The organism is Actinomycetospora sp. NBRC 106378 (genome assembly GCF_030269685.1).
GTDB lineage: Bacteria > Actinomycetota > Actinomycetes > Mycobacteriales > Pseudonocardiaceae > Actinomycetospora.
Map to the genome: position 1 here is coordinate 256,752 of NZ_BSTT01000006.1, position 23,482 is coordinate 280,233.

Sequence of the window (23,482 nt, forward strand, 5' to 3'; positions counted from 1 at the left end):
GGGCAGGGACGCGGAGCGCGGCGGAGCCGGACCGATGATGGCGCTGCCCGACGACGAGGCGGTGCCGAAGGCGGTGCACGCCGCCGGCGCCGTGCTCTGGCGGCCCGCGTCGGCCGGCGGGGTGGAGGTGGCGGTGGTGCACCGCCCGCACCACGGCGACTGGAGCCTGCCCAAGGGCAAGGTCGACGAGGGCGAGTCGCGGGCCCGGACCGCGGTGCGCGAGATCGCCGAGGAGACCGGGTTCGCCGCGGTGCTCGGGCGCCACGTCGCCACCGTGCGCTACATGGTCGGCGAGGACCGCAAGGTCGTCGACTACTGGGACGCGCGGGCCGGGGCGGGGAGCTTCAGCCCGAACGGCGAGACCGACGAGCTGCGCTGGCTCGCCCCGGCCGAGGCCACGCCGCTGCTGAGCTACGACTCCGACCGCGACGTCCTCGCCGAGTACACCGACGCCCCGTTCCCGCTGCGCACGCTACTTCTGGTGCGCCACGCGAAGGCCGGCAAGCGCGGCAGCCACGCCGACGACGACGCGCGCCCGCTCGTCGAGGACGGCCGCGAGCAGGCCCGCCGGCTCGGCGACCTGCTCGCCGCGCACGGCGTGGAGCGCCTCCACGCCGTCGGGCGCACGCGCTGCGTGCAGACCCTCGAACCCGCCTCGCACCGGCTCGGCGTCGGGATCCTGACCGAGGACGCGTTCGCCGACGAGGCCGTCGCCGCCGACCCCCGGCGCGCCCGCGAGCGGCTGCTCGAGCTGGCGGGCGGCGACGGGGTCGCGGCGGTCTGCGCGCAGGGCTACGGCATCCCGACGCTGGTGCGCGACCTCGCGGCCGACCCGGACCCCGACGTCGGCCCGCGACCAGAGGTGCGGAGCAACCGCCGCCTGGCGGACCCGCCGTCGCGCAAGGGCAGCGCGTGGGTCCTGTCGTTCCACGGCACGACGCTCGTCGCCGCCGACTACGTGCGCGACCCGGCCGTCTGACCGGGCGGCGACCGCCGTCCGTCGATCATCACGGTCCGGTCGCCGACGGTCCCGACCCCTCGCGGGATCACGAAACGGACTCGATTAGCGTGAGGCACGGCCGTCCGCCGGGTCGGCCCCCGGCCTGCGCTCCCCCGTCGTCAGGCCCGATCCGGCGCGGTGACCGTGGAGGGTGGGCTTGCGCGCGAAGACCCGTCGGTACCGGCAGATCGCCCTGGTGGCCGTCGCCGCTGCCGTGTTGCTCGGCGTCAACGTGCCACCGGCGTTCTCCTACGTCCAGGAGTGGCGCCACGAGCGGCTGATCAACAGCCCCGAGTACAAGGCGCAGTACGGGCACTGGGACACCATCGAGGTGCCGCCGGACAACCGCGTCAACTCCATCCACGCGGTCCTGCTGGACACGGGCAAGGTCCTCCTCATCGCCGGCTCCGGCAACAAGGAGGACATGTTCGCGAACAAGGCCCTCAAGAGCCTGGTGTACGACCCGACGACGGGTCAGTCGCGTATGATCCCGGTCCCCGACGACATGTTCTGCGGCGGGCAGACCGTGCTCCCCGACGGCCGGGTGCTCTTCGCCGGCGGGACGCAGCGCTACGAGAAGCTCGACGGCGCCGTCACCAACGCGGCCGGCGCGATGCGCGTCAAGAACGAGAGCCCCGACGGGCCGCGCTTCCTGCCGGCCGGCACCGAGTTCGTCGCCCCGTCCGGGCAGAAGTACAAGTCGGACTTCGACGTCACCCTGCCCCCCGCGACGAAGGCCGGGGTCGGCCGGCGCACGCAGGTCACGGCGTCCGAGGAGAAGGTCTTCGTCGAGTCGGAGGTCCCCGGGCCGCAGGCGGTCAACGGGAACCGCGACAAGTACACGGTGTCGGGTCTCCCGGCCGCCGACTCGAAGAACATCTACGGCATCGGCGAGCCGATGACCCTGGACAAGCAGGACTACCAGGGGACCAACAAGGCGTACACGTTCGACCCCAAGACCGAGGCGTGGACCGAGCTCCCGGACATGAACCAGCCCCGCTGGTACCCGACGCTCACCCCGCTCTCCGACGGCAACGTGCTCACCGTCGCCGGTCTCGACGGCGTCGGGCAGGTGCTCAACGGGCTCTCCGAGGAGTTCAACCCGCGCACCAACACCTGGATCGACCGCCGGAACACCCTCACCCAGTACTTCCCGACCTACCCGGCCCTGTTCGAGACCGAGAAGGCCCGCCAGATCGTCTACACCGGGTCGAACGCCGGCTACGGGCCGGCGACCGCGGGGCGCACCCCCGGGTTCTGGGACCTCGACAACGGCGCCTTCACCCCGATCCCCGGGCTGCGTGACCCGGAGCTCATGGAGACCTCGGGCTCGTCGTGGATCGGGCCGGTGCAGGACCAGCGCCTCGCCGTCGTCGGGGGCGGCGGGGTCGGTGAGAGCCCGGTGTCGACCGCGCGGATCGACTTCCTGAACCTCAAGGACCCGGCGCCGCACTTCACGCCGGGGCCGAACCTGGCGCAGCCGACCCGGTACCCGAACCTGGTCAACCTGCCCGACGACACCACGCTGATCACCAACGGCGCGCTGGACTACCGCGGCAAGGGGGCGACGAACAACCACCTCGCCTACACCCTCGACCCGGCGACCAACCAGCTGACGCCGATGGCCGACCCGCGGATCGGGCGCGACTACCACACCGAGGCGCTCCTGCTGCCCGACGGCCGGGTGCTCGTGGCCGGGTCCGACCCGCTGTTCGACGACGAGAAGAACACGATCCCCGGCACGTTCGAGCAGCGGATCGAGATCTTCACGCCGCCCTACCTGGAGTCCGGGGCGCCGCGGCCGACGATCTCGTCCGCCCCGCCGACCATGACCCGCGGCCAGACCGTCACGATCCCGACCCCCGACGCGTCGCGGATCGCGAAGGCCCGCCTGATCCGCACCTCGTCGGCCACGCACGTCACCACCTCCGACATGCGCGACGTCGCGCTCGACATGCAGAAGACGCCGGACGGGGTGTCGGTGACGGTGCCCGAGGAGGCGACCATCGTGCCGCCGGGGCCGTACATGCTGTTCCTCGTGGACGACAAGGGCGTGCCCAGCGAGGCGAAGATCGTCGATGTGCCGTAGTCGGACGAGCAGGACGACCCGACGATGATCGGGCCCGTGGACGGTCAGGTGGTCCCGCGCTTCGCGGGACCACCGACGTTCGCGCGGCTCCCCCGCCTCGACGAGGTCTCCCGGGCCGACGTCGCGATCGTCGGGCTGCCGTTCGACGCGGGGACGAGCTACCGGCCGGGCGCCCGCTTCGGGCCGGCCCACATCCGGGCGTCGTCCCGGTTGCTGCGGCCCTACCACCCGGCCGTCGGCACCGCGCCGTTCGCCGCGCTGCAGGTCGCCGACGCCGGGGACCTGGCGCTCAACCCGTTCGACATCACCGAGGCCCTCGCCGCGGCCGAGACCGGGATCCGCGGGCTCGCCGAGGACGGCGCGACCGTCGTCGGCCTCGGCGGCGACCACACCCTCGCCCTGCCGGCGCTGCGCGCGCTGCACGCCCTCCACGGCCCGGTCGCGGTGCTGCACTTCGACGCCCACCTCGACACCTGGGACACCTACTTCGGCGCGCCGTACACCCACGGCACCCCGTTCCGGCGGGCGTCCGAGGAGGGGTTGATCGACCCGGAGCGGTCGATGCACGTGGGTATTCGCGGTCCGCTCTACTCCGTGGCGGACCTGGACGACGACGCCCGGCTCGGGTTCGCGGTCGTGCGCGCCGACGACTACGAGACCGACGGTGTGGCGCGCGCGGTGGAGCGGCTGCGCCGCCGGCTCGACGGCGGCCCGGTCTACGTGTCGGTGGACATCGACGTCCTCGACCCGGCCGCCGCGCCCGGGACGGGGACCCCGGAGGCCGGCGGGCTCACCAGCCGGGAGCTGCTCCACACCCTGCGGGGCCTGCAGGGCCTCGACATCGTGGGGTTCGACGTGGTGGAGGTCGCCCCGGCCTACGATCACGCCGAGATCACCGGCATCGCCGCCGCGCACGTGGTGTACGACCTGCTGGCGGTGCTCGCCGCCGGTCGGTGAGCGTCAGCGGTGGCCCACCGCTGACGCTTGACGTCAGGAACGGGACACGCTCGGAGGAGCCATGCGGATCGCGGTGTGGCAGGCGAGGGGTCCCGACGCCGGGTCGGAGCGGCTCACGGCCGCCGTCGCCCGGGCCGCCGCGGCCGGTGCCGACGTCCTGGTCACCCCGGAGCTGTTCGCCACCGGCTACGGCGTCCCCTTCGGCGGACCGGATCCCGACCTGCTCCCCCGCGTGCGCCGGGCGGCGGCGGAGCACGGCGTCGCGGTCGTCGTCTCCGAGCCGCACGACGGGCACGTCACGGCCGTCGTCGTCGGGCCCGACGGCGAGGTGCTCGGCCGCTACGCGAAGACCCACCTCTGGGGCGACGACGAGCGCGCCGCGTTCACCGCCGGGGACGGCACCCCACTGCTCGTCGACCTCGCCGGCGAACGGTGCGCGGTCGTCATCTGCTACGACGTCGAGTTCCCGGAGGTCGTCCGCTCCCTCGCGGTGGCGGGCGCGCGCACGGTCCTCGTCCCGACCGCCCTCGACGACCCGGCCGTCGCCCGCGTCCTCGTCCCCGCGCGCGCGATGGAGAACGGCGTGGCGATCGCCTACGCCAACCAGTGCGACGACCCGTTCTGCGGCACCAGCCTGATCGTCGGCCCCGACGGCACGGTCCTCGCCCGCGCGGGCGAGGAGGAGGAACTGCTCGTCGCCGACGTCGTCCGGCCTGCCGGGCTCACGGACTACCTCGGTGACCGGCGCCCGGAGGTGTACCGGCTGGGGCGAGCGGAGCGACGGGGAACGTCGTGGTGACGCCCGGCGGCCCGTCGATGCTGGTGCCGGACTTCCCGTTCGCCTACGACACCTACCTGGCCCACCCCGCGGGCCTGGGCCGGGTGCCGGACGCGGCGCTGGGCACGGAGGTCGCCGTCATCGGGGCGGGGATGTCGGGGCTGGTGGCGGCCTACGAGCTGATGCGCCTCGGCCTCCGGCCGGTCGTGTACGAGGCCGGCGAGATCGGCGGCCGGCTCCGGTCGCAGGCCTTCCCCGGCGCGCCGGACGCGGTGGCCGACCTGGGCGGGATGCGCTTTCCCGCCTCGGGTCGCGCGTTCGGCCACTACCTGCGCGTCCTCGGCGTCCGGACCTCGCCGTTCCCGAACCCGCTCGCGCCGCAGACCCCGTCGACGGTGATCGAGCTGGCCGGACGCCGCCACTACGCCGAGACCGCCGAGGACCTCCCGCCGGTCTTCGGCGAGGTGTCCCGGGCCTGGGCGACCGCGCTCGCCGACGGCGCCGAGCTCCCCGCCCTGCGCGCCGCGATCGCCGCCCGCTCCCCGACCGCGGTCAAGCAGATCTGGAACCGCCTGGTCCCCGCCCTCGACGAGGAGAGCTTCTCCGGCTTCCTCGCCCGGTCCCCGTCGTTCGCCGACTTCGGGCACCGCGAACTGTTCGGGCAGGTCGGCTTCGGCACCGGCGGCTGGGACACCGACTTCCCCAACTCCATGCTCGAGATCCTGCGGGTCGTGGCCACCGACGCGGACGACCAGCACGTCCGGATCCACGGCGGCGCCCAGTCCGTCCCGCTCGCGTTGTGGCGACGGGCGCCCTCGCAGCTGCACCACTGGACGCCGGGCGCCTCGCTGGAGTCGTTGCACGGCGGATCACCCCGCCCCGCTGTCCGGGCGCTGCGCCGGCGCGCGGACGGGCAGATCGGCGTGCTCGACCGCTGGGGGACGGAGCGGGCCTACCCGGCGGCGATCTCGACGGTGCAGTCGTGGCTGCTCTCGGCGGGCATCGACACCGAGGAGTCGCTGTTCTCCCACGAGCTCTGGATGGCCCTCGAACGCTCGCACTACATGCAGAGCTCGAAGACGTTCGTGCTGGTGGACCGGCCCTTCTGGCGCGACCGCGACCCGTCGTCGGGACGGTTCGTCCTGTCCACCACGTTGACCGACCGGATGACCCGCGGGACCTACCTGCTCGACGGCGGAGGCGGTCTCGACGATCCCGACGCCGCCACCCGGCCGGCCGTGATGTGCCTGAGCTACACCTGGAACGACGACGCCCTGAAGTGGCTCGCGCTCCCGACCGACGAACGGGTGCGGCTCATGCTGCACTCGCTGCGCCAGATCTACCCCGACCTCGACGTGGCCTCGCACATCCTGGGTGAGCCGATCACGATCTCGTGGGAGCGCGAACCCCACTTCATGGGCGCGTTCCGCGGCAACCTGCCCGGCCACTACCGCTACCAGCGGCGCCTGTTCACGCACTTCGTGCAGGACGCGTTCCCCCCGGAGCACCGCGGGATGTTCCTCGCCGGCGACGACATCTCGTTCACACCGGGGTGGGCCGAGGGCGCCGTGCACACCGCCCTGAACGCGGTGTGGGGCGTGGTGCACCAGCTCGGCGGGCACGCCGCGCCGGGCAACCCGGGCCCGGGCGACCGCTTCGCCGAGCTCGCCCCGCTCGATCTGGATCGCTGAGCCCCGTCCGGCAGGAAAGCGTCGTTGCTGTCACCGGATGACAGCAACGACGCTCTCCTGCCGGAGGGGGTGGCCGGATCTACAGACGCGTCGCGCAGCGCACGAGGTCGGCCACCGCCCGGGAGCGGCTGTGCGGCGGCCAGGCGATGAGCGTGGTGACCGGCTCGGCGTCGACCACCGGGATGCCGACGAGGTCGTCGCCGCCCTGGCTGATGGAGTCCGGCAGTACCGCGATCGCCCGGTCGAGCGAGATCAGCTGGCGGAGCTGCGTGAGGTCCCGGACCTCCGGGCCCGGCCCGTCGGGGTACCCGCCGTCGGGCCGGGGCCACCGGGGCAACGGGAGGTCGGCCAGCTCGCTCGTCCGCAACTCCGTCCGCGACGCGAGCGGGTGCCCGCGCCGGACGAACAGCGACTGGCCCTCGCTCAGGAGATCCTCGGTGTCGAACCCGGAGAGGTCGTCGTAGGGGCGGTGGAGCAGGCCCACGTCGGCCCGCCCCGACCGCAGCCACGGCGCCTGGTGGACCGCGCACAGCTGGACGTCGACCTCGACGGCGCCCGGCTCGGCCGCGTAGGCGTCGAGGAGCTTCGCGAGCAGCTCGGCGGACGCCCCGGCCTTGGCGACGAGGACGATCCCGGGGCCGTGCGCGGCGCGGCGCGTCCGCTGCTCGGCGGCGAGCACCGCGTCGAGGGCGGCGCGCCCCTCGGCGAGCAGCACCGCGCCCGCGTCGGTCAGCGCGACCTCGCGCGTCGTGCGCTCGAACAGGCGCGCGCCGAGTCGCCGTTCGAGCGCCGCGATCGCCCGCGACAGCGGCGGCTGGGCGATCCCGAGCCGCTCGGCGGCCCGCCCGAAGTGCCGCTCCTCGGCGACGGCCACGAAGTAGCGCAGCTCCCGCGTCTCCACACCCGCATTGATACCCCACCGGTATCAGTGCCCACCGAGACGGTCGTGGATCGCACCCGGCGCGCGGGTCGAGCATGGTCGTCATGAGCGCGGAGAAGACGGTCGCCCTGGTCACCGGGGCGAACAAGGGCATCGGGTACGAGATCGCCGCGGGGCTGGGGGCGCTGGGGTGGCGCGTGGGCGTCGGCGCCCGGGACGACACCCGGCGCGACGAGGCGGTGGAGAAGCTGCGGGCCGACGGGGTGGACGCCTTCGGTGTGCGGCTCGACGTGACCGACGAGGCGAGTGTGGCGGGGGCCGCGGCGTCCCTGGACCGGCTGGACGTGCTGGTGAACAACGCGGGCGTCACCGGCGGTGCCGACCAGCGGCCGACCGAGGCCTCCATCGACGCGATGCGGGCGGCGATCGAGGTGAACGTGTTCGGCGTGGTGCGGGTGACGAACGCGATGCTGCCGCTGCTGCGTCGCTCGGCCCACCCGCGCATCGTCGTGGTGTCGTCGAGCGTCGGGTCGCTCACCCGCCAGCTCGCCGGGCAGGCGGGATCGGTCCTCATGGCCTACTCGCCGTCCAAGACCTACCTCAACGGCGTCGTCGTGCAGTACGTCCGCGAGCTCGCCGACACGAACATCAAGATCAACCTGGTGTGTCCGGGCTACGTGGCCACCGACCTCAACGGCTTCGCCGGGCATCGCAGCGTCGCGCAGGGCGCGGCCATCGCCGTCGAGATGGCCCAGGTTCCCGACGACGGCCCCACCGGCGGCTTCGTCGACGACGCGGGCCCGATCCCCTGGTGACCCCCTGGTGGCAGAGAAGCGTCGTTGCTGTCGCGGGCCGACAGCAACGACGCTCTCCTGTCGGACGGAGCTACACCGTCGTCGGCTTGTGCGACGGGCGGGCCGCCTCGTAGGCGGTGATGTCCTCCTCGTGGCGCAGCGTCAGGCCGATGTCGTCGAGGCCCTCGAGCAGGCGCCAGCGGGTGTAGTCGTCCACCGAGAACGGGACGACCAGGTCCTCGGCGGTGATCGTCCTCGCGTGCAGGTCGACGGTGAGCTCGAGGCCCGGACGCGACTCGATCTTCTTCCACAGCAGCTCGACGTCGGACTGGTCGACGGTGGCGGCGAGCAGGCCCGCCTTCGACGAGTTGCCCTTGAAGATCTCGCCGAAGCGCGACGAGATGACGACGCGGAACCCGTAGTCCATGAGCGCCCAGACCGCGTGCTCCCGCGACGACCCGGTGCCGAAGTCCGAGCCGGCGACGAGCACGGAGCCGCGGTCGTAGGGCTCCTGGTTGAGCACGAAGGCGGGGTCGTTGCGCCAGGAGGCGAACAGCCCGTCGTCGAACCCGGTGCGCGTCACGCGCTTGAGGAAGACGGCCGGGATGATCTGGTCGGTGTCGACGTTCGACACCCGCAGCGGGGTGCCGATGCCGGTGTGGGTCGTGAACTTGTCCATGGTCAGCTCCCTCAGGCCGTCGTCAGCACGGTGGGCGTCAGGTCCTCCGGGGAACTCAGGGTCCCCCGCACCGCCGTCGCCGCCGCGACCAGCGGCGACACCAGGTGGGTGCGCCCGCCCTTGCCCTGGCGGCCCTCGAAGTTGCGGTTCGACGTCGAGGCGCAGCGCTGCCCCGGCGCGAGCTGGTCGGGGTTCATCCCGAGACACATCGAGCAGCCCGCGTTGCGCCATTCGGCGCCGGCGTCGAGGAACACCTGGTCGAGGCCCTCCGCCTCGGCCTGGGCCTTCACCGCCATCGAGCCGGGGACCACGAGCATCTGCACCGAGTCGGCGATCCGGTTGCCCCGCAGCACGTCGGCCGCGGCGCGGAAGTCCTCGATGCGGGCGTTGGTGCACGAGCCGAGGAAGACCACGTCGACGGCGATGTCGCGCAGCTTCGTGTTGGGCTCGAGGCCCATGTAGTCGAGCGCCTTGCGGGTGGCCGCCGCGGCGTCGTCGTCCATCGTCGCGGGGTCGGGCACCGACTCGCCGAGCGGCAGTCCCTGGCCCGGGTTCGTGCCCCAGGTGACGAACGGGGTGAGCGAGTCTGCGTCGATGTGCACGACGGCGTCGAACACGGCGTCGTCGTCGGTGCGCAGCTCGCGCCACGCGGCGACCGCGGCGTCCCACTCGGCGCCCTGCGGGGCGTGCGGGCGGCCCTTCAGGTACGCGAAGGTCGTCTCGTCGGGGGCGACCATCCCGGCGCGCCCGCCGGCCTCGATGGACATGTTGCACATCGTCATGCGCGCTTCCATCGACATGGCCCGCACGGCGGCGCCGCGGTACTCGAGCACGTAGCCCGCGCCCCCGCCGGTGCCGATCTGGGAGATGACCTTGAGGATGACGTCCTTGCTGGTCACGCCCGGGCGCAGCTCGCCCTCGATCTCGATCGCCATCGTCCTGAACGGCTTGAGCGGCAGCGTCTGGGTGGCCATCACGTGCTCGACCTCGGAGGTCCCGATGCCGAACGCGAGCGCGCCGAACGCGCCGTGGGTGGAGGTGTGGGAGTCCCCGCAGACCACCGTGGTGCCGGGCTGCGTCAGCCCCTGCTCCGGGCCGATCATGTGGACGATGCCCTGGTTGGCGTCGCCCATCGGGAACAGCCGGACGCCGAACTCCTCGACGTTGCGCCGCAGCGTCGCCACTTGGGTCGCCGAGACCTCGTCCGCGATCGGCTTGAGGATGTCGAGCGTCGGGACGTTGTGGTCCTCGGTCGCGATCGTCAGGTCCGGGCGACGGAGCTTCCGGCCGTGCAGCCGGAGCCCGTCGAACGCCTGGGGGCTGGTCACCTCGTGGACGAGGTGGAGGTCGATGTAGAGCAGGTCGGGCTCGTCGCCCTCTCCCTGCCTCACGACGTGCTGGTCCCAGACCTTCTCCGCGAGTGTGCGTCCCATCGATCCCTGCCTGCGTGGTGGTGTATCCCAGGATATGAGATTACTGTGTCGCTCCGTGGGACAGAGTAGCGGAATCGGCGTCCTCGACAAGGCAGTGGGTGTGCTGCGCGCCGCCGCGGTGGCGCCCTGCGGGCTCTCCGAGCTCGTCGAGCGCACCGGCCTGCCCCGCGCCACCGCGCACCGCCTCGCCGTCGGACTGGAGACCCACCGACTGCTCGAGCGCGATCCCGATGGCCGGTGGCGTCCCGGTCCCGCGCTCGCGGAGATGGCGCACGGCCATCACGACCCCCTGCTGACCGCCGCCGAGGAGGTCCTCCCGACGCTGCGCGACCTCACCGGGGAGTCCGTCCAGCTCTACCGCCGCGAGGGCGACTCGCGCGTGTGCGTGGCCGCCGCGGAGCCCGCGTCGGGGTTGCGCGACACCGTGCCGGTCGGGGTCCGGCTGCCCCTGACGGCGGGGTCGGGCGCCAAGGTGCTCCTGGCCTGGTCCCCGGAGGCCCCGGGGTCGTTCGATCCCGGCCTCCTCGCCGAGATCCGGCGCCGCGGCTGGGCGCAGAGCGTCGCCGAGCGGGAGAAGGGCGTGGCCAGCGTGTCCGCGCCGGTCCGCGGACCGGACGGGGCCGTCGTCGCGGCCGTGTCGGTGTCCGGGCCCGTCGACCGCATCGGCCGCAAGCCCGGCTCCCGCTGGGCGAACGACCTGCTCGCCGCCGCCCGGGCCCTGGAGACGGCCCTGGCGTGACCGGTCACCGACGTCGGGCGTCAGCCGTGTGCCACCGCTGACGCTCGACGTCAGCACCCCGCCACGCCCGGCATGAGGCCCCGGCCGCCGAGGAACCACGATCACGTCGAGCCCACGACACCGCGATGCTGCCGCAGTTCCTCGGCCCGGAGGACCCGGAGGGCGCCCGGGAGCGGTTCATCGGCAGCATCCCGCTCGGGCGGCTCGGGCAGCCCGAGGACATCGCGAACGCGGCGGTCTACCTGTCGTCGGACGCCGCGGCGTTCCTCACCGGCGTGGTGCTCCCGGTCGACGGCGGCCGCAGCGTCTAGATCCCCCTTGCGGAGCTGCTTACCGTGAGACGGTGAGCGAGCAGATCACCAGCCTCGGGCAGCTCCGCGAGGTCGTCGGGGAGCCGGTGCGTCGCGCGGTCGTCAAGCAGCGTGACCGGCTCGACGACGTCGACCGCGCCTTCATCGCCGCCAGCCCGTTCCAGATGATCGCGACCTCCGACGCGACGGGGCGGGTCGACGTCTCCCCCAAGGGTGACCCGGCCGGCTCGGTGCTGGTCCTCGACGACCACACGCTCGCCGTGCCCGACCGCCCCGGCAACCGGCGCGTCGACGGGTTCGCGAACATCCTCGAGAACCCGCACGTCGGGCTGATCTTCCTGGTCCCGCGCCGCCACGACACGCTGCGGGTGAACGGCACCGCCCGGCTGCTGCTCGACCCGCCGTACGCGGAGCGGATGCGCCACCGCGGCCACGTGCCGCAGATCGTCCTCGAGGTCACCGTCGAGGAGGTCTTCACGCACTGCGCCAAGGCGTTCCTGCGCTCGGACCTCTGGAAGCCCGAGGCGTGGCCGACCGACGACCTCCCGAGCATCGCGCAGATGGCCGCCCGCACCACCGACGACATGACGGTGGCCCAGATGGAGGCGTACTACACCGAGGAGAACACCCGGTCGATCATGTACGGGACGACGCCACCCTGACCCGACCCCGCTCGACGTCGGGAAGGAACCGCGCGAGCGCCCGCGCCTCCTCCCCCACCGCGGACCGGTCGGCACGCGTGAACCGCCGCAGCGGGTCGACGGCGAGGACGCCGTCGACGACGGTCCACGTCGCCGCGACGCGGCCGTCGAGGAGCACGAAGCGCTTCCCGGCCACGGAGAGCAGGCGGTGGGCGTCGTCCACGATGCGGCTGCGGTCGTCGTAGCCGAGGACGGCGTTGTCGAAGGCCGGGAGGAACCGGACCGGGGCCGGGGTGTCGGGGTCGGGCCGGGGCGCGTCGGGCAGGTCCAGCAGCTCGCGCCCGCGCTCGTCGCGGAAGGACACGAGCTCGTCGCGCACCGCCGCGACCGCCGCCGGGAGACCCGCGAGGCCGCACCAGGCGCGCAGGTCGGCCGAGGCGGCCGGACCGAAGGCGGCGAGGTAGCGGCGCACCAGCTCGGCGTCGACGGTTCCCGACGGCCGGTGTGGCTCGCTCCCGAGCCACGTCCCGAGCGGCGCGTAACGCGCACCCGCCGTCGTCCCGAACAGGCCGCGGGGCGGCACCTGGACGACGGGGACGACCGTCATCGCCGCCTCGCCGAGGGCACGGCCGGGGGCGGCCCGGCGCTGCGCGAGCGCGCGCCCGACGTCGGGCATGGAGGGCTCGCCGTCGGCGAACAGGGTGGCCGCGTCGGCGGCCAGCTCGTCGAGATCGACGTCGGAGAGTTCCTTCCGGTACACCCCGAGCAGCCGCTGGCGCAGCATCGCGTCGTGCCGAGCGCGCCAGGCGAGGGCGTCGGCCGCCGTCACGAGGTGGACGGTGCGGCGCATGAGGTGCAGGCGGACGACCTGCCGTCCGGTCAGCAGGGCGTCGACGGCCGCCGGGTCGAAGGGGTCCAGCCGGGACCACAGCCCGACGAACGGCGCCTGCGGTTCCTGCGCCTGCAGCCCGCCGACCTGCGTGATCGCGTCGAGCGGACTCACCGGCGCCCGCTCCAGGAGGTGCTGCCGCGCGAGCGTCGCCCGGTTCAGCGCCCGGGTATCGAGGGTGGTCACGGCGGACAGCATCGCGTGGGAGGCGGACGGGTCCGGTCCGCGTCCCGCCGTCGGGGGCTAGGTCCGGCGGCGGACCGACTCGGCGTAGACGTGGTAACGGAAGTGCAGGATCGGGTCGTCGGACATCTCGATCCCGTCGGTGACGCGGGTCGGGTCGTTGACCAGCACGTCGCCGTCCCGCTCGCGCTCGGTGTCCGGGCCCGTGCACTCGACGAGGCCGAGGTCGACCCACTCCCGGTCCTCGGGCCAGGCGCGGCTCGGGTCGACGGTCTGGTCGCCGTCCTGCGCGAGCTGGGCGAGGAGCCGGTGCTGCACGGGGAGCTGCTCCAGCACGCCGTCCATCAGGTAGTCGACGTCCGCGGTCTCCCACTGGTCCTGCGGCAGGAACGCCATGCCGTCGACCGGCTCGAAGCGGAAGCGCACGTACTGCTCGTCGCCGTCGGCGTTGACCAGCTTGTAGGCGTTCATCGAGTTGAAGGCCGTCCGGCCCCAGGCGAGCGGCGGGTCACCGAGGGCGGCGATCGCGTCGAGCGCCTCCTTGATGTGCGGGTGCTCGGCGAGGTACTCCTCGGTGCTCACCGGCCCGGCGTTCTGCGCCTTCATCAGGCCGTGGAACTCCTCGGGCGTCGCCGCGGGGAACACCGGCCAGGTCTGCAGCGCGAGGTCGGTCTCGCTGCCGTCCGGGAGGTAGAACTTCACCGCCATCCCGCGAGGGTCGTTGACCGCCGCGTCCGAGCACTGCGGGTTCCCGGCGCCGTTGGAGAACCGGACCGTGATGCGGACCGGGTCGCCCTGGAAGTGGGTCGCCCGCGTCAGCTGCCTCGCCTCCGGCGTCGTGGCAGCCGTCACAGCCAGCGGCCGACTCCGGGGGACCTGGCCGATCGGAGGGGCTCCTCCCCGTGGCAGGAAAGCGTCGTTGCTGTCGTCCAGTGGCAGGAGCGCCACATCGTCGGAACCCTGTCGTCCGGACCGGCGCGGTGCGAAGATCGGGCCCGTGACCGCCGCCGGACCCGCCGTCGACGCCCTCACCGCGCGCTTCGTGGCCGCGCTCGGCCGGCAGGGCGCGATGGCGGAGCTCATGGCGGTGGCGAGCCTGGGTGGTGCGCCGCAGCTCGTCGGGGAGCCGCCGGACCTGCCCGTGCTCGCCCATCTCGAGGACGCGATCGCCCGGGTCGCCGACGAGGTCGACGGGCAGCTGGCCGAGGCCGTGGGTCTGGTCGCCCGCCGGGCGGCCTGGACCCGGACCGCGTCGTACGTCGACGACGTCGCCCTGTTCGCCGGGTACGCCCACGCCGAGGTGCGGGGTGACGACGACCTGGTGCTGGGGCTCGTCGTCCTGGGCCCGGACGTCCACTACCGCGCCCACCACCACCCCGCCGAGGAGTACTACCTCCCGCTCGGCGCGATCCGGTGGGACCACGGCGAGGGCTGGGTCGACGAGCCCGCGGGCGAGCTGATCCACCACGCGCCGTGGCAGCCGCACGCCATGGCCACCGGGGACCGGGCCGTCCTGCTCGCGTACCTGTGGTTCGACGCGGTCGACACGCCGTCGGTGTTCGTGGAGCCCTGAGCGAGAGTCACACCATGCAGGCCGCGGGGCCGCCGGACCTGCCCCACGTAGCCCTCGCGGGCGAGCGCGGGCACAGAGGACCCGCCGTCGGGAAGAGCCACCGGAACGACGAAGCGCCCCGGCCCGATCGGGCCGAGGCGCTGCGTGATGTAGCCCCGAGGGGATTCGAACCCCCGCTACCGCCTTGAGAGGGCGGCGTCCTAGGCCGCTAGACGACGGGGCCCTAGGAGGAACAGCGGCTGGAACTCTACAAGATCGCCCGGTCGCTGCTCGCAGCTGGGGTACCAGGACTCGAACCTAGAACAACTGAACCAGAATCAGCCGTGTTGCCAATTACACCATACCCCATGGCTGTCACCCACCGTGACCAGCAGGCCTCGGCGGCGACGCGGACAACTGTACCGAACGCCGGGGACCGGGTTCGACCACCCCCCACCCGTCGCACCCTTCCCGCAGGTCACGCACCCGTCCGGGCACCACGGCACGCTGAGTACGCTGGACCGGTGAGTCCGAGCTTCGCCCCCCTGCCCGCCAGCGTCGACCTACCGGCGGTCGAGCAGGAGATTCTCGAGCGCTGGGACAAGCGTGACGTGTTCCGCCGCTCGCTGGAGCAGACCGCCCAGGGCGAGCCGTGGATCTTCTACGAGGGCCCGCCGACCGCGAACGGCACGCCCGGCACCCACCACGTCGAGGCGCGCGCCTTCAAGGACCTGTTCCCGCGGTTCAAGACGATGCGCGGGTACCACGTGCCGCGGCGCGCGGGTTGGGACTGCCACGGCCTGCCGGTGGAGCTCGCCGTCGAGAAGGAGCTCGGGTTCACGAGCAAGGGCGACATCGAGCGGTACGGGATCGCGGAGTTCAACGCGGCCTGCCGCGAGTCGGCCCTGCGCAACGTCTCCGCGTTCGCCGCGATGACCGAGCGGATGGGCTACTGGGTCGACCTCGACGAGGCCTACATGACCATGGCCCCGCGCTACGTCGAGAGCGTCTGGTGGTCGCTCAAGACGATCTTCGACAAGGGCCTGCTGGTCGAGGACCATCGCGTCACGCCGTACTGCCCGCGGGACGAGACGCCGCTCTCGGACCACGAGGTCGCGCAGGGCTACGAGGACGACGTCGACCCGAGCGTGTACGTCCGGTTCCCGCTCACCGACGGCCCGTGGGCCGGCGCGTCGATGCTGGTCTGGACGACGACGCCCTGGACACTCCCGTCGAACACGGCGGTCGCGGTGGAGCGCTCGGTCGTCTACGTCCGTGTCCACCACGACGGCGAGGACCTGGTCCTGGCCGAGGACCTCGTGGGCACGGTGCTCGGTGAGCAGTCGACCGTCGAAGCGAGGCTCACCGGCGCCGACCTCATCGGCTCCCACTACACGCGGCCGTTCGACCTGCTGGCGGCCGACCGCTTCGGCGACGCCTTCCGGATCGTCCACGGCGACCACGTCACCACCGACGCCGGTACCGGGCTCGTGCACATGGCCCCCGCGTTCGGCGCCGAGGACCACCTCGTCGCGAAGAACGAGGGCCTCGAGATGGTCAACCCGATCGGCTCGAACGGCCACTTCCTCGCCGACGTCCCCCTCGTCGGCGGGATGTTCTTCAAGGCGGCCGACCCGACCCTCATCGAGGACCTGATCGCGCGCGGCGTGATGTTCCGCGCCGAGTCCTACGAGCACTCCTATCCGCACTGCTGGCGCTGCCACACGCCGCTGATCTACTACGCGCTGCCGTCGTGGTTCATCCGCACCACCGCGATCCGCGAGAAGCTCCTCGCGGAGAACGAGGGCACGAACTGGTACCCGCCGCACATCAAGCACGGCCGGTACGGCGCGTGGCTGGAGAACAACGTCGACTGGGCGCTCTCCCGCAAGCGCTACTGGGGCACGCCCCTGCCGATCTGGCGCAACGACGCCGACCCGTCCGAGGTCGTCGTCGTCGGCTCGCTCGCCGAGCTGGGGCAGCACGCCGGGCAGGACCTCACCGAGCTCGACCCGCACCGGCCCTACGTCGACGACATCACCTTCCCGGCGCCGTCGGGCACCGGGACGATGCGACGCGTGCCCGACGTCATCGACGTCTGGTACGACTCCGGCGCGATGCCCTTCGCCCAGTGGGGTGCGCCGCACCACCACGAGGCCGACTTCGAGCAGGCCTACCCCGCGCAGTACATCTGTGAGGCGATCGACCAGACGCGCGGGTGGTTCTACTCGCTGATGGCGGTCGGGACGCTGGTGTTCGACCGGTCGTCGTACGAGAACGTCGTCTGCCTGGGCCTGCTGCTCGACGAGCACGGCCGCAAGATGTCGAAGCACCTGGGCAACATCCTCGACCCGTTCGAGCTGTTCTCCACCCACGGCGCCGACGCCGTGCGCTGGCTGATGCTCGCGCAGGGCTCGCCCTGGGTGGACCGCCGTGTCGGCCACGAGACGCTGCGCGAGATCGTCCGGAAGGTCCTGCTGACCTACTGGAACACGGCGTCGTTCCTGGTCACGTACGCCAACGCGGCCGGCTGGTCCCCGTCCGCGGACGCTCCCGAGCCCACCCACGTGATGGACCGCTGGGCCCTCGGGGAGCTGCAGGGATGCGTCTCCGAGGTGACGGCGGCCCTCGACGACTTCGACTCCTCGCGTGCCGGCCGGGCGATCGTCGCGTTCATCGACGACCTGTCGAACTGGTACGTCCGCCGCTCCCGGCGCCGCTTCTGGGACGGCGACCCGGCCGCGCTCGCGACGCTGCACCGCTGCGTCGAGACGGTCAGCCGCCTCATGGCGCCGTTCACGCCGTTCGCCACCGACTACCTGTGGACGCTGCTGCAGGGCGAGGGCGGCTCCGGCCTGCCCGAGGGCACGCCGGACTCGGTGCACCTCGCGCCGTGGCCGTCGATCTCCGATCTTCCCGACGACGACGGCGGGCTGCGGTCGGCGATGGACCTCGTCCGTCGCGTGGTGGAGCTCGGCCGGTCGACCCGCGCCGCCTCGGGGGTGCGCACGCGCCAGCCGCTGTCGCGCGCCGTCGTCTCGGCGCCCGGGTTCGCGTCGCTGGACGCCGAGCTGCTCGCGGAGATCGCCGAGGAGCTCAACGTCGCCCGGGTCGAGACGGCGGGCTCCGAGCTCGTGCAGCTCGACGTGAAGCCGAACTACCGCGCCCTGGGCAAGCGGTTCGGCAAGCAGACGCCGACCGTCGCCGACGCCGTGAAGGCCTCCACCGACGCCCCCGTCGACGGCGTGCTGACGGTGACCGTCGACGGGGCGCCGGTGGAGCTGTCGGGCGACGAGATCGTCATCTCCGAGACCCCCCGCGAGGGCTGGGCGGTCCGGTCCGAGGGCGGCCTGTCGGTCGGGCTCGACACCGAGCTGACCGACGAGCTGCGCGAGGCGGGCCTGCTCCGCGACGTACTGCGCTTCGTGCAGGACGCCCGCAAGCGTCTCGGCTTCGAGGTGTCCGACCGGATCGAGCTGTGGTGGACCGCCGGCCGCGCCGACACCGCCGCCGCGATCCGGAACGGCGCCGACACGCTCGCCACGGAGTGCCTGGCCGTGTCGATCTCCGAGGGCGAGGGGCCGGCGGAGCTGTCGGCCCAGCCGTCGGAGGACCTCGGGCTCACCATCCGGGCGCGCGTCGCCTGACCCCCTCCTGCTGAGCGAACGGCACTCTCGCAGCATCTAGGTGCGCGAGAGTGCCGTTCGCTCAGATCGAGGACGCTCCCATAGCGGCCACTCGGTGACCGGTACGGCTGCGACGCTCCGACCATGAGCGGCTTCGAGGGTTCGCGGATCGACCACCTCAACCTCCCGGTCGGCGATCTCGCCCGGTCGGTCGCCTTCCACACCGCCGCGCTGGCACCCCTGGGCATCGAGCCGCTGATCGCGGTGCCCGCGCGGCCGGGCCAGAAGGCGATGCAGGCGTTCGGCGTGCACCCGAAGCCGTTCTTCTGGGTCGTCGAGGTCGACCACGGGGTCGCGTACGACGACGACACCCACCTCGCGTTCACCGCGCCGGACCACGCCACGGTCGACGCCTTCCACGCCGCCGCGCTCGCCGCCGGGGCCACCACCCTGCGGGCGCCGGGCCTGCAGCCCGAGTACCACGCCGACTACTACGGCGCGTTCGTCGCGACTCCCGACGGCGTCAACCTCGAGGCGGTCTGTCACCGGTGAGTCCGACGATGGCGCGCTGCTCCCACTCGATGCGTGCAGCGGGACATCGTCGGCCGGCCGCAGACCACCGGTCGTCCTGAATCAGGACCAGGACATTGCGGAAGCGGAGTCCCATATGTCACGGTGGGTCCCATGAGCCTCCCGGAGATCACCGACCGTGACACCTGGCTGCAGGCCCGGCGCGCGCTCCTCGAGGAGGAGAAGGCCCACACGCGGGCGCGGGACGCGCTCAACACCCGTCGTCGGGAACTGCCGATGGTCGAGGTCACGGAGGACTACCGGTTCACGGGTCCCGACGGCGAGGTCACGCTCGCCGACCTGTTCGGCGGCTTCCGCCAGCTCGTGGTCAACCACGTCATGTTCGACCCGGCGTGGGACGAGATGTGCCCGAGCTGCTCGGCCGGCATCCGCGAGTGGTCGCCGGGCACGCGTGAGCACCTTCGATCCCGCGACACCGAGCAGATCTTCGTCTCCCGCGCGCCCTACGAGAAGCTCGCGGCCTGGAAGGAGAAGGTCGGCTGGACGATCCCCTGGTACTCGTCGTCCGGCTCGACCTTCAACGCGGACCTCGGCGTCACCGTCGACGTGTCCGGCGAGACGATGCACTACAACTACCGCGACGGCCCGACCTGGGAGGGCGCGGAGGGCACCCAGGAGCTGCCGGGGTTCAGCGCCTTCCTGCGGGTCGACGACCGGGTGTTCCACACCTACTCGTCCTACGCCCGCGCCGCGGAGTGGTTCGGCGGCTCCTTCGCCTACCTCGACCTGACCGCGCTCGGTCGTCAGGAGGACTGGGAGCAGCCGCAGGGCCGGGCCGAGTCGGTGCGCGCCGGCATCCCGGTGTTCGACTAGGCCGAACCCCGGACCACCAGCCGCGGAGCGAGGGTCCGGTGCTCGGCGGGGTGCCCGTCGAGCCGGCGACCCAGGACCTCGACCAGCGTGCGGCCGAGTTCGTACTTGTCGGTGTGCACGGTGGTCAGGGGCGGGTCGAGCAGGGCGGCCATGGTGATGTCGTCGTAGCCCACCACGGCGATCTGGTCGCCCGCCCGACGCCCGGCGGCCCGCAGCGCCTGGACCGCGCCGATCGCGAGCAGGTCGTTGAAGGCGAACACCCCGGTGATCGCGGGATGCCGGGCCAGCAGGCTCCGCAGCGCCGCGGCACCGCCCGCGACGGTGGGCGGGGCGGCGACCACGTGGTCGCCGGGATTCGTCTCGAGGAACGCCTGCCGTCGTTCGGGCTTGTTCTGCACCGCCCCGTCGAGCATCCCCAGCCGGGTGTGCCCGCGCGAGATCAGGTGCTCGCAGGCCAGGTGCGTGCCGGTGCGGAAGTCGGTCCGGACGGTGGCCACCGACGGGTCCGGGGCGGGCCGGTCGGCCACGACCAGCGGCACCCGGCGGCCCAGCGCGGCGAGCGCCGGGTCGTCGAGGGCCTCGAAGAACCCGATCGCGCCGGCCGCACCGGCGTCGACGATCGCCCGTCCCGCCTCGGTCTCGGCGTCGGCGTCCGCGTCGGTGTTGTGCACGACCACCGCCAGCCCGCGGGCGGCGGCCGCGTCGAACACGCCACGGGCGACGGCGGGGAAGAACGGGTTGGCGATGTCGGGCAGCACCAGCGCGACCGTCCCCGCGCGCTGCGTCCGCATCCCCCGCGCGAACGCCGACGGCCGGTAGTCGAGCTCCTCGATCGTCGCCAGGACCCGGCGCCGGGTCGCCTCGCTGATGTCGCCCTTGTCGTTCATCGCGCGCGACACCGTCTGCCGCGAGACCCCGGCCGCCCGGGCGACGTCGTCGATCGTCACCCGGACCGAGCCGCCGCTCACGACGGTCGACGTCCCAGGATCACCAGCGGGATGACCCGCCCGGCCTCGTCCGCCCGCTGCCGGTAGGAGACGAACGACCCGTACATCGCGTCCAGGCGCGGCCACAGGCGCGCCCGCTCGTCGGCGTCCGCCTCCCGTGCCCGGACCGGACGGACCTCGTCCCGCACCTGCACGGTCGTGTCCGGGTGGGCGCGCAGGTTGTGCAGCCACGCCGGGTGGCGGGGGTGGCCGCCCGCCGACGCGACGATGACGAGGTCGTCGCCGTCGGCCAGGTAGAGCAGCGGAGTGGTGCGCGCGGCGCCGCTGCGGGCACCGACGTGGTCGAGCAGCAGCATCGTCGGCGCGCCGGGCGCGGAGTGCCCGACCCGCCCGCCGGTGAGCCGGTAGAGCGCCACGTGCGCGCGCGTGGCCGCCGTGATCAGCGGCGTGAGCCGGTCGAAGAGGCTGCCGAAGCGCTGCGCCGAGACCATGGCGCGATCGTAGGGCGAGGTGCTCACCGCTCGCGCCGTGCGCCCGCGGCCGGGGACACCTCCCGCACCGTGGGCCGCGGCGAGAGCGCGGCACACGCCCGGCCCACCGCGTCCACGGCGTCGGTCGGCACCAGCGCGATCACCGACCCGCCGAACCCGCCGCCCATGATGCGGGCCCCGAGCGCGCCCTCGCCGACCGCGGCGTCGACGATCGCGTCCACCTCCGGCACCGACACCTCGTAGTCGTCGCGCAGCGAGGCGTGCGACGCCGCGAGCACCGCGCCGACCTCCCGGGGCCGGCCCGCCCGCACCAACGCCACGGTCTCGTGGACCCGCGCCTCCTCGGTCACCACGTGCCGCGCACGCTTCCGAGGCGCCCCCTCGGGCAGGTTCTCGACGGCGGGCAGGGTCGCGTCACGCAGCGCCGGCACCCCGAGCGCCTCGGCCGCCGCGACGCACGCTGCACGGCGATCGGCGTACCCGCCGTCGGCGAGGTCGTGGCGCACCCGGGAGTCGATCACCAGGACCGCGAGACCCGCCGTCTCGAAGCCGAGCGCGACGTCCTCGGTGGTCATCGACCGACAGTCGAGCAGCAGCGCCGAGCCCTCCCGGCACAGCAGCGACGCCGCCTGGTCCATGATCCCGACCGGTGCGCCCACCACCTCGTTCTCCGCCCGCCGCCCGGCCTCCGCCAGGGCGACCCGGCCGAGCCCGGCGCCCGTCAGCTCGTCCACCGCCAGGGCGACCGCGCTCTCCAGCGCCGCCGAGCTCGACAGCCCGGCCCCCAGCGGGACCTCCCCGTGCACGACGAGGTCCCACCCGCCGTCGACCCCGAGCGCCCACACGGTGCCGAGCGGGTAGGCGCTCCACCCCGACGCCGTCACGAGCTTCCCGACGGCGAGCTCGGCCGGCTCGGTATCCGGGTCGTCCGAGCACACGGTGACCCGGTCGTCGTCGCGGCGGGCGACCGCGACGTAGGTGCGGCGGTCGATCGCGAAGGGCAGGACGTGGCCCTCGTTGTGGTCGGTGTGCTCGCCGATGAGGTTGACCCGGCCGGGCGCGGAGAAGACTCCCTCGGGGTCGTATCCGTGCACGTCCCGGAACGCGGCGAGGGCCTTCTCGACGCCGCTCACGCCGGCACCGTGGCGCGCTCGACGGCGTCGCGCAGCCGCGGACCCGCGACCTCGGGGGCCACGTCGGTGAGGAACGCACCCCCGAACGTCTCGGAGCCCGCCAGGTACTTGAGCTTCCCGCCGCCGCGGTGGGGCGGACAGATCTCGAGGTGCAGGTGGCCGAGCCCGCGCTCGTCGTCGGGAACGTTCACCGGCGCCGAGTGGACGCCGAGCAGGTAGGACGTCCGGAAGCCGAAGTACTCGTCGTAGCCGGCGAGCACCCGGGTGAGGACGCGGGCCAGGTCGTCGCGGGCCTCCGCGTCGAGCTCGGGCAGCGTGCCGACGTGGTCGCGGGCCCAGATGTCGACCTCGTAGGGGAAGCGGGCCCACGGGGGGACACCGGCGAGGAAGTGCGTCCCCTCCACCACGAGGCGACCGGCCGGGTCCTTGCTCTCGTGCTCCACGACGTCGCAGAACACGCACCGACCGGTGCGCTCGCGGTGCCGGCGGGCCGCGCGCTGCTCGCGGGCGGGCCGCGGGGGGACCTCGGGGTAGGCGTAGATCTGGCCGTGCGGGTGGTGCAACGTCACCCCGACCGCCTCGCCCTTGTTCTCGAACGGCAGCACGTACCCGATCTTCGGGTCCGCGGCCAGCGCACGGAAGCGGTGGGCCCAGGCGTCGACGAGCAGTCGGACGCGGCGCTCCCCCACCGACGCCAGCGTCGCCTCGTGGTCGTCGGTGAAGACGACGACCTCGCAGTGGCCGTAGGCGGGCTCGACCGGGACGAGGTCGTCACCCGCGAGGTCCGGCGCCGGCGGGGTGGGCGAGAGCGACGGGAACCGGTTGTCGAACACCGCGATCTCGTAGTGATCCCGCGGGACCTCGGTCGCGGGGCCGCCGGGGTGCGTGGGGCAGAGCGGGCAGTCGGCGGTCGACGGCTTGTAGGTCCGGTCCTGACGGTGGGTCGCGAAGGTGACCCACTCGTCGTGCGTGGGGTCGTAGCGGCGCTCGCTCACCGGGTCCGCTCCGGGACCGAGAAGTAGGTGATCGACCTGCCGTCGGGAAGGCGCTCCGCCTCGACGACGAGCCCGGGCAGCGCGCCCTCGTCGGTGTCAGCGGTGGCACACGGCTGACCCCCAGCGTCAGCGGTGGGCCACCGCTGATCGTCCTCGCCCGTCATCCGGCCCCGTCCCTTCACGCCCCCTTGACGCCCGGCCGCTCCGGGCCCACAGTGTGCGCCAGCTAACGATAACGTTCCCGGGAACCTTCACGGAACCCCGAGTCAG

General features: G+C 73.3%; 23 protein-coding genes and 2 tRNA genes. 13 read left to right on the forward strand and 12 right to left on the reverse strand.

What is annotated here, in order from left to right; genetic code table 11:
• Positions 1–34: 34 nt before the first annotated feature.
• From QSK00_RS16335 to QSK00_RS16355, 5 genes are all read left to right on the forward strand, one after another.
• Positions 35–979, forward strand: a complete 945-nt coding sequence (locus tag QSK00_RS16335; protein WP_285592182.1) for an NUDIX hydrolase — start codon at positions 35–37, stop codon at positions 977–979.
• Between the two features lie 178 nt (positions 980–1,157).
• Positions 1,158–3,089: a radical copper oxidase GlxA gene (gene glxA, locus QSK00_RS16340; RefSeq protein ID WP_285592183.1), complete on the forward strand. Its 1,932-nt coding sequence runs from the start codon at positions 1,158–1,160 to the stop codon at positions 3,087–3,089.
• Positions 3,090–3,113: 24 nt separating this feature from the next.
• Positions 3,114–4,046 carry an agmatinase gene (gene speB, locus QSK00_RS16345; protein WP_285592184.1) on the forward strand — a complete coding sequence of 311 codons (933 nt, stop codon included), beginning with the start codon at positions 3,114–3,116 and terminating at the stop codon, positions 4,044–4,046.
• Between the two features lie 61 nt (positions 4,047–4,107).
• Positions 4,108–4,845, forward strand: a complete 738-nt coding sequence (locus tag QSK00_RS16350; protein ID WP_285592185.1) for a nitrilase-related carbon-nitrogen hydrolase — start codon at positions 4,108–4,110, stop codon at positions 4,843–4,845.
• Positions 4,846–4,862: 17 nt separating this feature from the next.
• Positions 4,863–6,515, forward strand: a complete 1,653-nt coding sequence (locus QSK00_RS16355; RefSeq protein ID WP_285592250.1) for a flavin monoamine oxidase family protein — start codon at positions 4,863–4,865, stop codon at positions 6,513–6,515.
• A 79-nt stretch (positions 6,516–6,594) separates the two neighbouring features.
• On the opposite strand, the gene QSK00_RS16360 is transcribed toward QSK00_RS16355, so the two are convergent.
• The gene (locus QSK00_RS16360) at positions 6,595–7,416 is read right to left on the reverse strand and encodes a LysR family transcriptional regulator (protein WP_285592186.1); all 822 of its coding nucleotides are present in this window, start codon (positions 7,414–7,416) and stop codon (positions 6,595–6,597) included.
• Positions 7,417–7,499: 83 nt separating this feature from the next.
• Between QSK00_RS16360 and QSK00_RS16365 the strand changes: the two genes are divergently transcribed.
• Positions 7,500–8,210, forward strand: a complete 711-nt coding sequence (locus QSK00_RS16365; RefSeq protein WP_285592187.1) for an SDR family NAD(P)-dependent oxidoreductase — start codon at positions 7,500–7,502, stop codon at positions 8,208–8,210.
• A 70-nt stretch (positions 8,211–8,280) separates the two neighbouring features.
• Here the strand turns inward: QSK00_RS16365 and leuD are convergent, their stop codons facing one another.
• Both leuD and leuC read right to left on the reverse strand, forming a co-directional pair.
• The gene (leuD, locus tag QSK00_RS16370) at positions 8,281–8,868 is read right to left on the reverse strand and encodes a 3-isopropylmalate dehydratase small subunit (RefSeq protein ID WP_285592189.1); all 588 of its coding nucleotides are present in this window, start codon (positions 8,866–8,868) and stop codon (positions 8,281–8,283) included.
• Between the two features lie 11 nt (positions 8,869–8,879).
• Entirely contained in the window at positions 8,880–10,301 is a 1,422-nt protein-coding gene (leuC, locus tag QSK00_RS16375) for a 3-isopropylmalate dehydratase large subunit (protein WP_285592190.1), read from the reverse strand.
• Between the two features lie 55 nt (positions 10,302–10,356).
• Between leuC and QSK00_RS16380 the strand changes: the two genes are divergently transcribed.
• The 3 genes from QSK00_RS16380 (at position 10,357) to QSK00_RS16390 (ending at position 12,013) form a co-directional block, all read left to right on the forward strand.
• Positions 10,357–11,040: an IclR family transcriptional regulator gene (locus tag QSK00_RS16380; RefSeq protein WP_285592191.1), complete on the forward strand. Its 684-nt coding sequence runs from the start codon at positions 10,357–10,359 to the stop codon at positions 11,038–11,040.
• Positions 11,041–11,165: 125 nt separating this feature from the next.
• A complete protein-coding gene (locus tag QSK00_RS16385; RefSeq protein WP_285592192.1) occupies positions 11,166–11,351 on the forward strand; it encodes an SDR family oxidoreductase in 186 nt (61 codons plus the stop codon).
• 32 nt (positions 11,352–11,383) lie between these two features.
• On the forward strand, positions 11,384–12,013 hold the full coding sequence (locus tag QSK00_RS16390; RefSeq protein WP_285592193.1) for a pyridoxamine 5'-phosphate oxidase family protein: 630 nt from the start codon (positions 11,384–11,386) through the stop codon (positions 12,011–12,013).
• Here the strand turns inward: QSK00_RS16390 and QSK00_RS16395 are convergent.
• On the reverse strand, positions 11,988–13,067 hold the full coding sequence (locus QSK00_RS16395; RefSeq protein ID WP_502872045.1) for a winged helix DNA-binding domain-containing protein: 1,080 nt from the start codon (positions 13,065–13,067) through the stop codon (positions 11,988–11,990). The genes QSK00_RS16390 and QSK00_RS16395 overlap by 26 nt on opposite strands.
• Before the next feature lie 57 nt (positions 13,068–13,124).
• The gene (locus QSK00_RS16400) at positions 13,125–13,916 is read right to left on the reverse strand and encodes a catalase (RefSeq protein WP_285592197.1); all 792 of its coding nucleotides are present in this window, start codon (positions 13,914–13,916) and stop codon (positions 13,125–13,127) included.
• Between the two features lie 145 nt (positions 13,917–14,061).
• On the opposite strand from QSK00_RS16400, the gene QSK00_RS16405 reads away from it, so the two are divergent.
• A complete protein-coding gene (locus tag QSK00_RS16405; RefSeq protein ID WP_285592198.1) occupies positions 14,062–14,637 on the forward strand; it encodes a dimethylsulfonioproprionate lyase family protein in 576 nt (191 codons plus the stop codon).
• A gap of 150 nt (positions 14,638–14,787) precedes the next feature.
• Here the strand turns inward: QSK00_RS16405 and QSK00_RS16410 are convergent.
• Positions 14,788–14,860: transfer RNA gene (locus QSK00_RS16410), tRNA-Glu, on the reverse strand.
• A 53-nt stretch (positions 14,861–14,913) separates the two neighbouring features.
• Positions 14,914–14,985: transfer RNA gene (locus QSK00_RS16415), tRNA-Gln, on the reverse strand.
• A gap of 155 nt (positions 14,986–15,140) precedes the next feature.
• On the opposite strand from QSK00_RS16415, the gene ileS reads away from it, so the two are divergent.
• From ileS to QSK00_RS16430, 3 genes are all read left to right on the forward strand, one after another.
• The gene (ileS, locus tag QSK00_RS16420; RefSeq protein ID WP_285592199.1) at positions 15,141–18,263 is read left to right on the forward strand and encodes an isoleucine--tRNA ligase; all 3,123 of its coding nucleotides are present in this window, start codon (positions 15,141–15,143) and stop codon (positions 18,261–18,263) included.
• A gap of 123 nt (positions 18,264–18,386) precedes the next feature.
• Complete coding sequence (locus QSK00_RS16425) at positions 18,387–18,794, forward strand: VOC family protein (protein WP_285592200.1); 408 nt, start codon at positions 18,387–18,389, stop codon at positions 18,792–18,794.
• 132 nt (positions 18,795–18,926) lie between these two features.
• The gene (locus QSK00_RS16430; RefSeq protein ID WP_285592201.1) at positions 18,927–19,646 is read left to right on the forward strand and encodes a DUF899 domain-containing protein; all 720 of its coding nucleotides are present in this window, start codon (positions 18,927–18,929) and stop codon (positions 19,644–19,646) included.
• Here the strand turns inward: QSK00_RS16430 and QSK00_RS16435 are convergent.
• Genes QSK00_RS16435 through QSK00_RS16455 form a run of 5 tightly spaced genes read right to left on the reverse strand, consistent with a single transcriptional unit; the run spans position 19,643 to position 23,376 of the window.
• A complete protein-coding gene (locus QSK00_RS16435; RefSeq protein ID WP_285592202.1) occupies positions 19,643–20,614 on the reverse strand; it encodes a LacI family DNA-binding transcriptional regulator in 972 nt (323 codons plus the stop codon). The genes QSK00_RS16430 and QSK00_RS16435 overlap by 4 nt on opposite strands.
• Positions 20,611–21,084 (reverse strand): nitroreductase family deazaflavin-dependent oxidoreductase, encoded by a 474-nt coding sequence (locus QSK00_RS16440; RefSeq protein WP_285592203.1) that lies wholly within the window; start codon positions 21,082–21,084, stop codon positions 20,611–20,613. The genes QSK00_RS16435 and QSK00_RS16440 overlap by 4 nt, the downstream gene beginning before the upstream one ends.
• A gap of 23 nt (positions 21,085–21,107) precedes the next feature.
• Positions 21,108–22,217: a galactokinase gene (gene galK / locus QSK00_RS16445; protein ID WP_285592204.1), complete on the reverse strand. Its 1,110-nt coding sequence runs from the start codon at positions 22,215–22,217 to the stop codon at positions 21,108–21,110.
• Positions 22,214–23,212, reverse strand: coding sequence for a galactose-1-phosphate uridylyltransferase (gene galT, locus QSK00_RS16450; RefSeq protein ID WP_285592205.1), 999 nt, complete (start codon positions 23,210–23,212; stop codon positions 22,214–22,216). Before galT ends, galK begins: the two co-directional genes overlap by 4 nt.
• Positions 23,209–23,376 carry a hypothetical protein gene (locus QSK00_RS16455; RefSeq protein WP_285592206.1) on the reverse strand — a complete coding sequence of 56 codons (168 nt, stop codon included), beginning with the start codon at positions 23,374–23,376 and terminating at the stop codon, positions 23,209–23,211. The genes galT and QSK00_RS16455 overlap by 4 nt, the downstream gene beginning before the upstream one ends.
• Between the last annotated feature and the right edge of the window lie 106 nt (positions 23,377–23,482).

Excerpts from the sequence above, each read along its gene's own strand:
- QSK00_RS16335 (WP_285592182.1), top strand. The coding sequence starts at position 35 with ATGATGGCGCTGCCCGACGACGAGGCGGTGCCGAAGGCGGTGCACGCC.
- QSK00_RS16350 (WP_285592185.1), top strand. The coding sequence starts at position 4,108 with ATGCGGATCGCGGTGTGGCAGGCGAGGGGTCCCGACGCCGGGTCGGAG.
- speB (WP_285592184.1), top strand. The coding sequence starts at position 3,114 with ATGATCGGGCCCGTGGACGGTCAGGTGGTCCCGCGCTTCGCGGGACCA.
- QSK00_RS16440 (WP_285592203.1), bottom strand. The coding sequence starts at position 21,084 with ATGGTCTCGGCGCAGCGCTTCGGCAGCCTCTTCGACCGGCTCACGCCG.
- QSK00_RS16425 (WP_285592200.1), top strand. The coding sequence starts at position 18,387 with ATGAGCGGCTTCGAGGGTTCGCGGATCGACCACCTCAACCTCCCGGTC.
- QSK00_RS16430 (WP_285592201.1), top strand. The coding sequence starts at position 18,927 with ATGAGCCTCCCGGAGATCACCGACCGTGACACCTGGCTGCAGGCCCGG.
- QSK00_RS16385 (WP_285592192.1), top strand. The coding sequence starts at position 11,166 with ATGCTGCCGCAGTTCCTCGGCCCGGAGGACCCGGAGGGCGCCCGGGAG.
- QSK00_RS16355 (WP_285592250.1), top strand. The coding sequence starts at position 4,863 with ATGCTGGTGCCGGACTTCCCGTTCGCCTACGACACCTACCTGGCCCAC.
- leuC (WP_285592190.1), bottom strand. The coding sequence starts at position 10,301 with ATGGGACGCACACTCGCGGAGAAGGTCTGGGACCAGCACGTCGTGAGG.
- QSK00_RS16455 (WP_285592206.1), bottom strand. The coding sequence starts at position 23,376 with ATGACGGGCGAGGACGATCAGCGGTGGCCCACCGCTGACGCTGGGGGT.
- QSK00_RS16365 (WP_285592187.1), top strand. The coding sequence starts at position 7,500 with ATGAGCGCGGAGAAGACGGTCGCCCTGGTCACCGGGGCGAACAAGGGC.
- leuD (WP_285592189.1), bottom strand. The coding sequence starts at position 8,868 with ATGGACAAGTTCACGACCCACACCGGCATCGGCACCCCGCTGCGGGTG.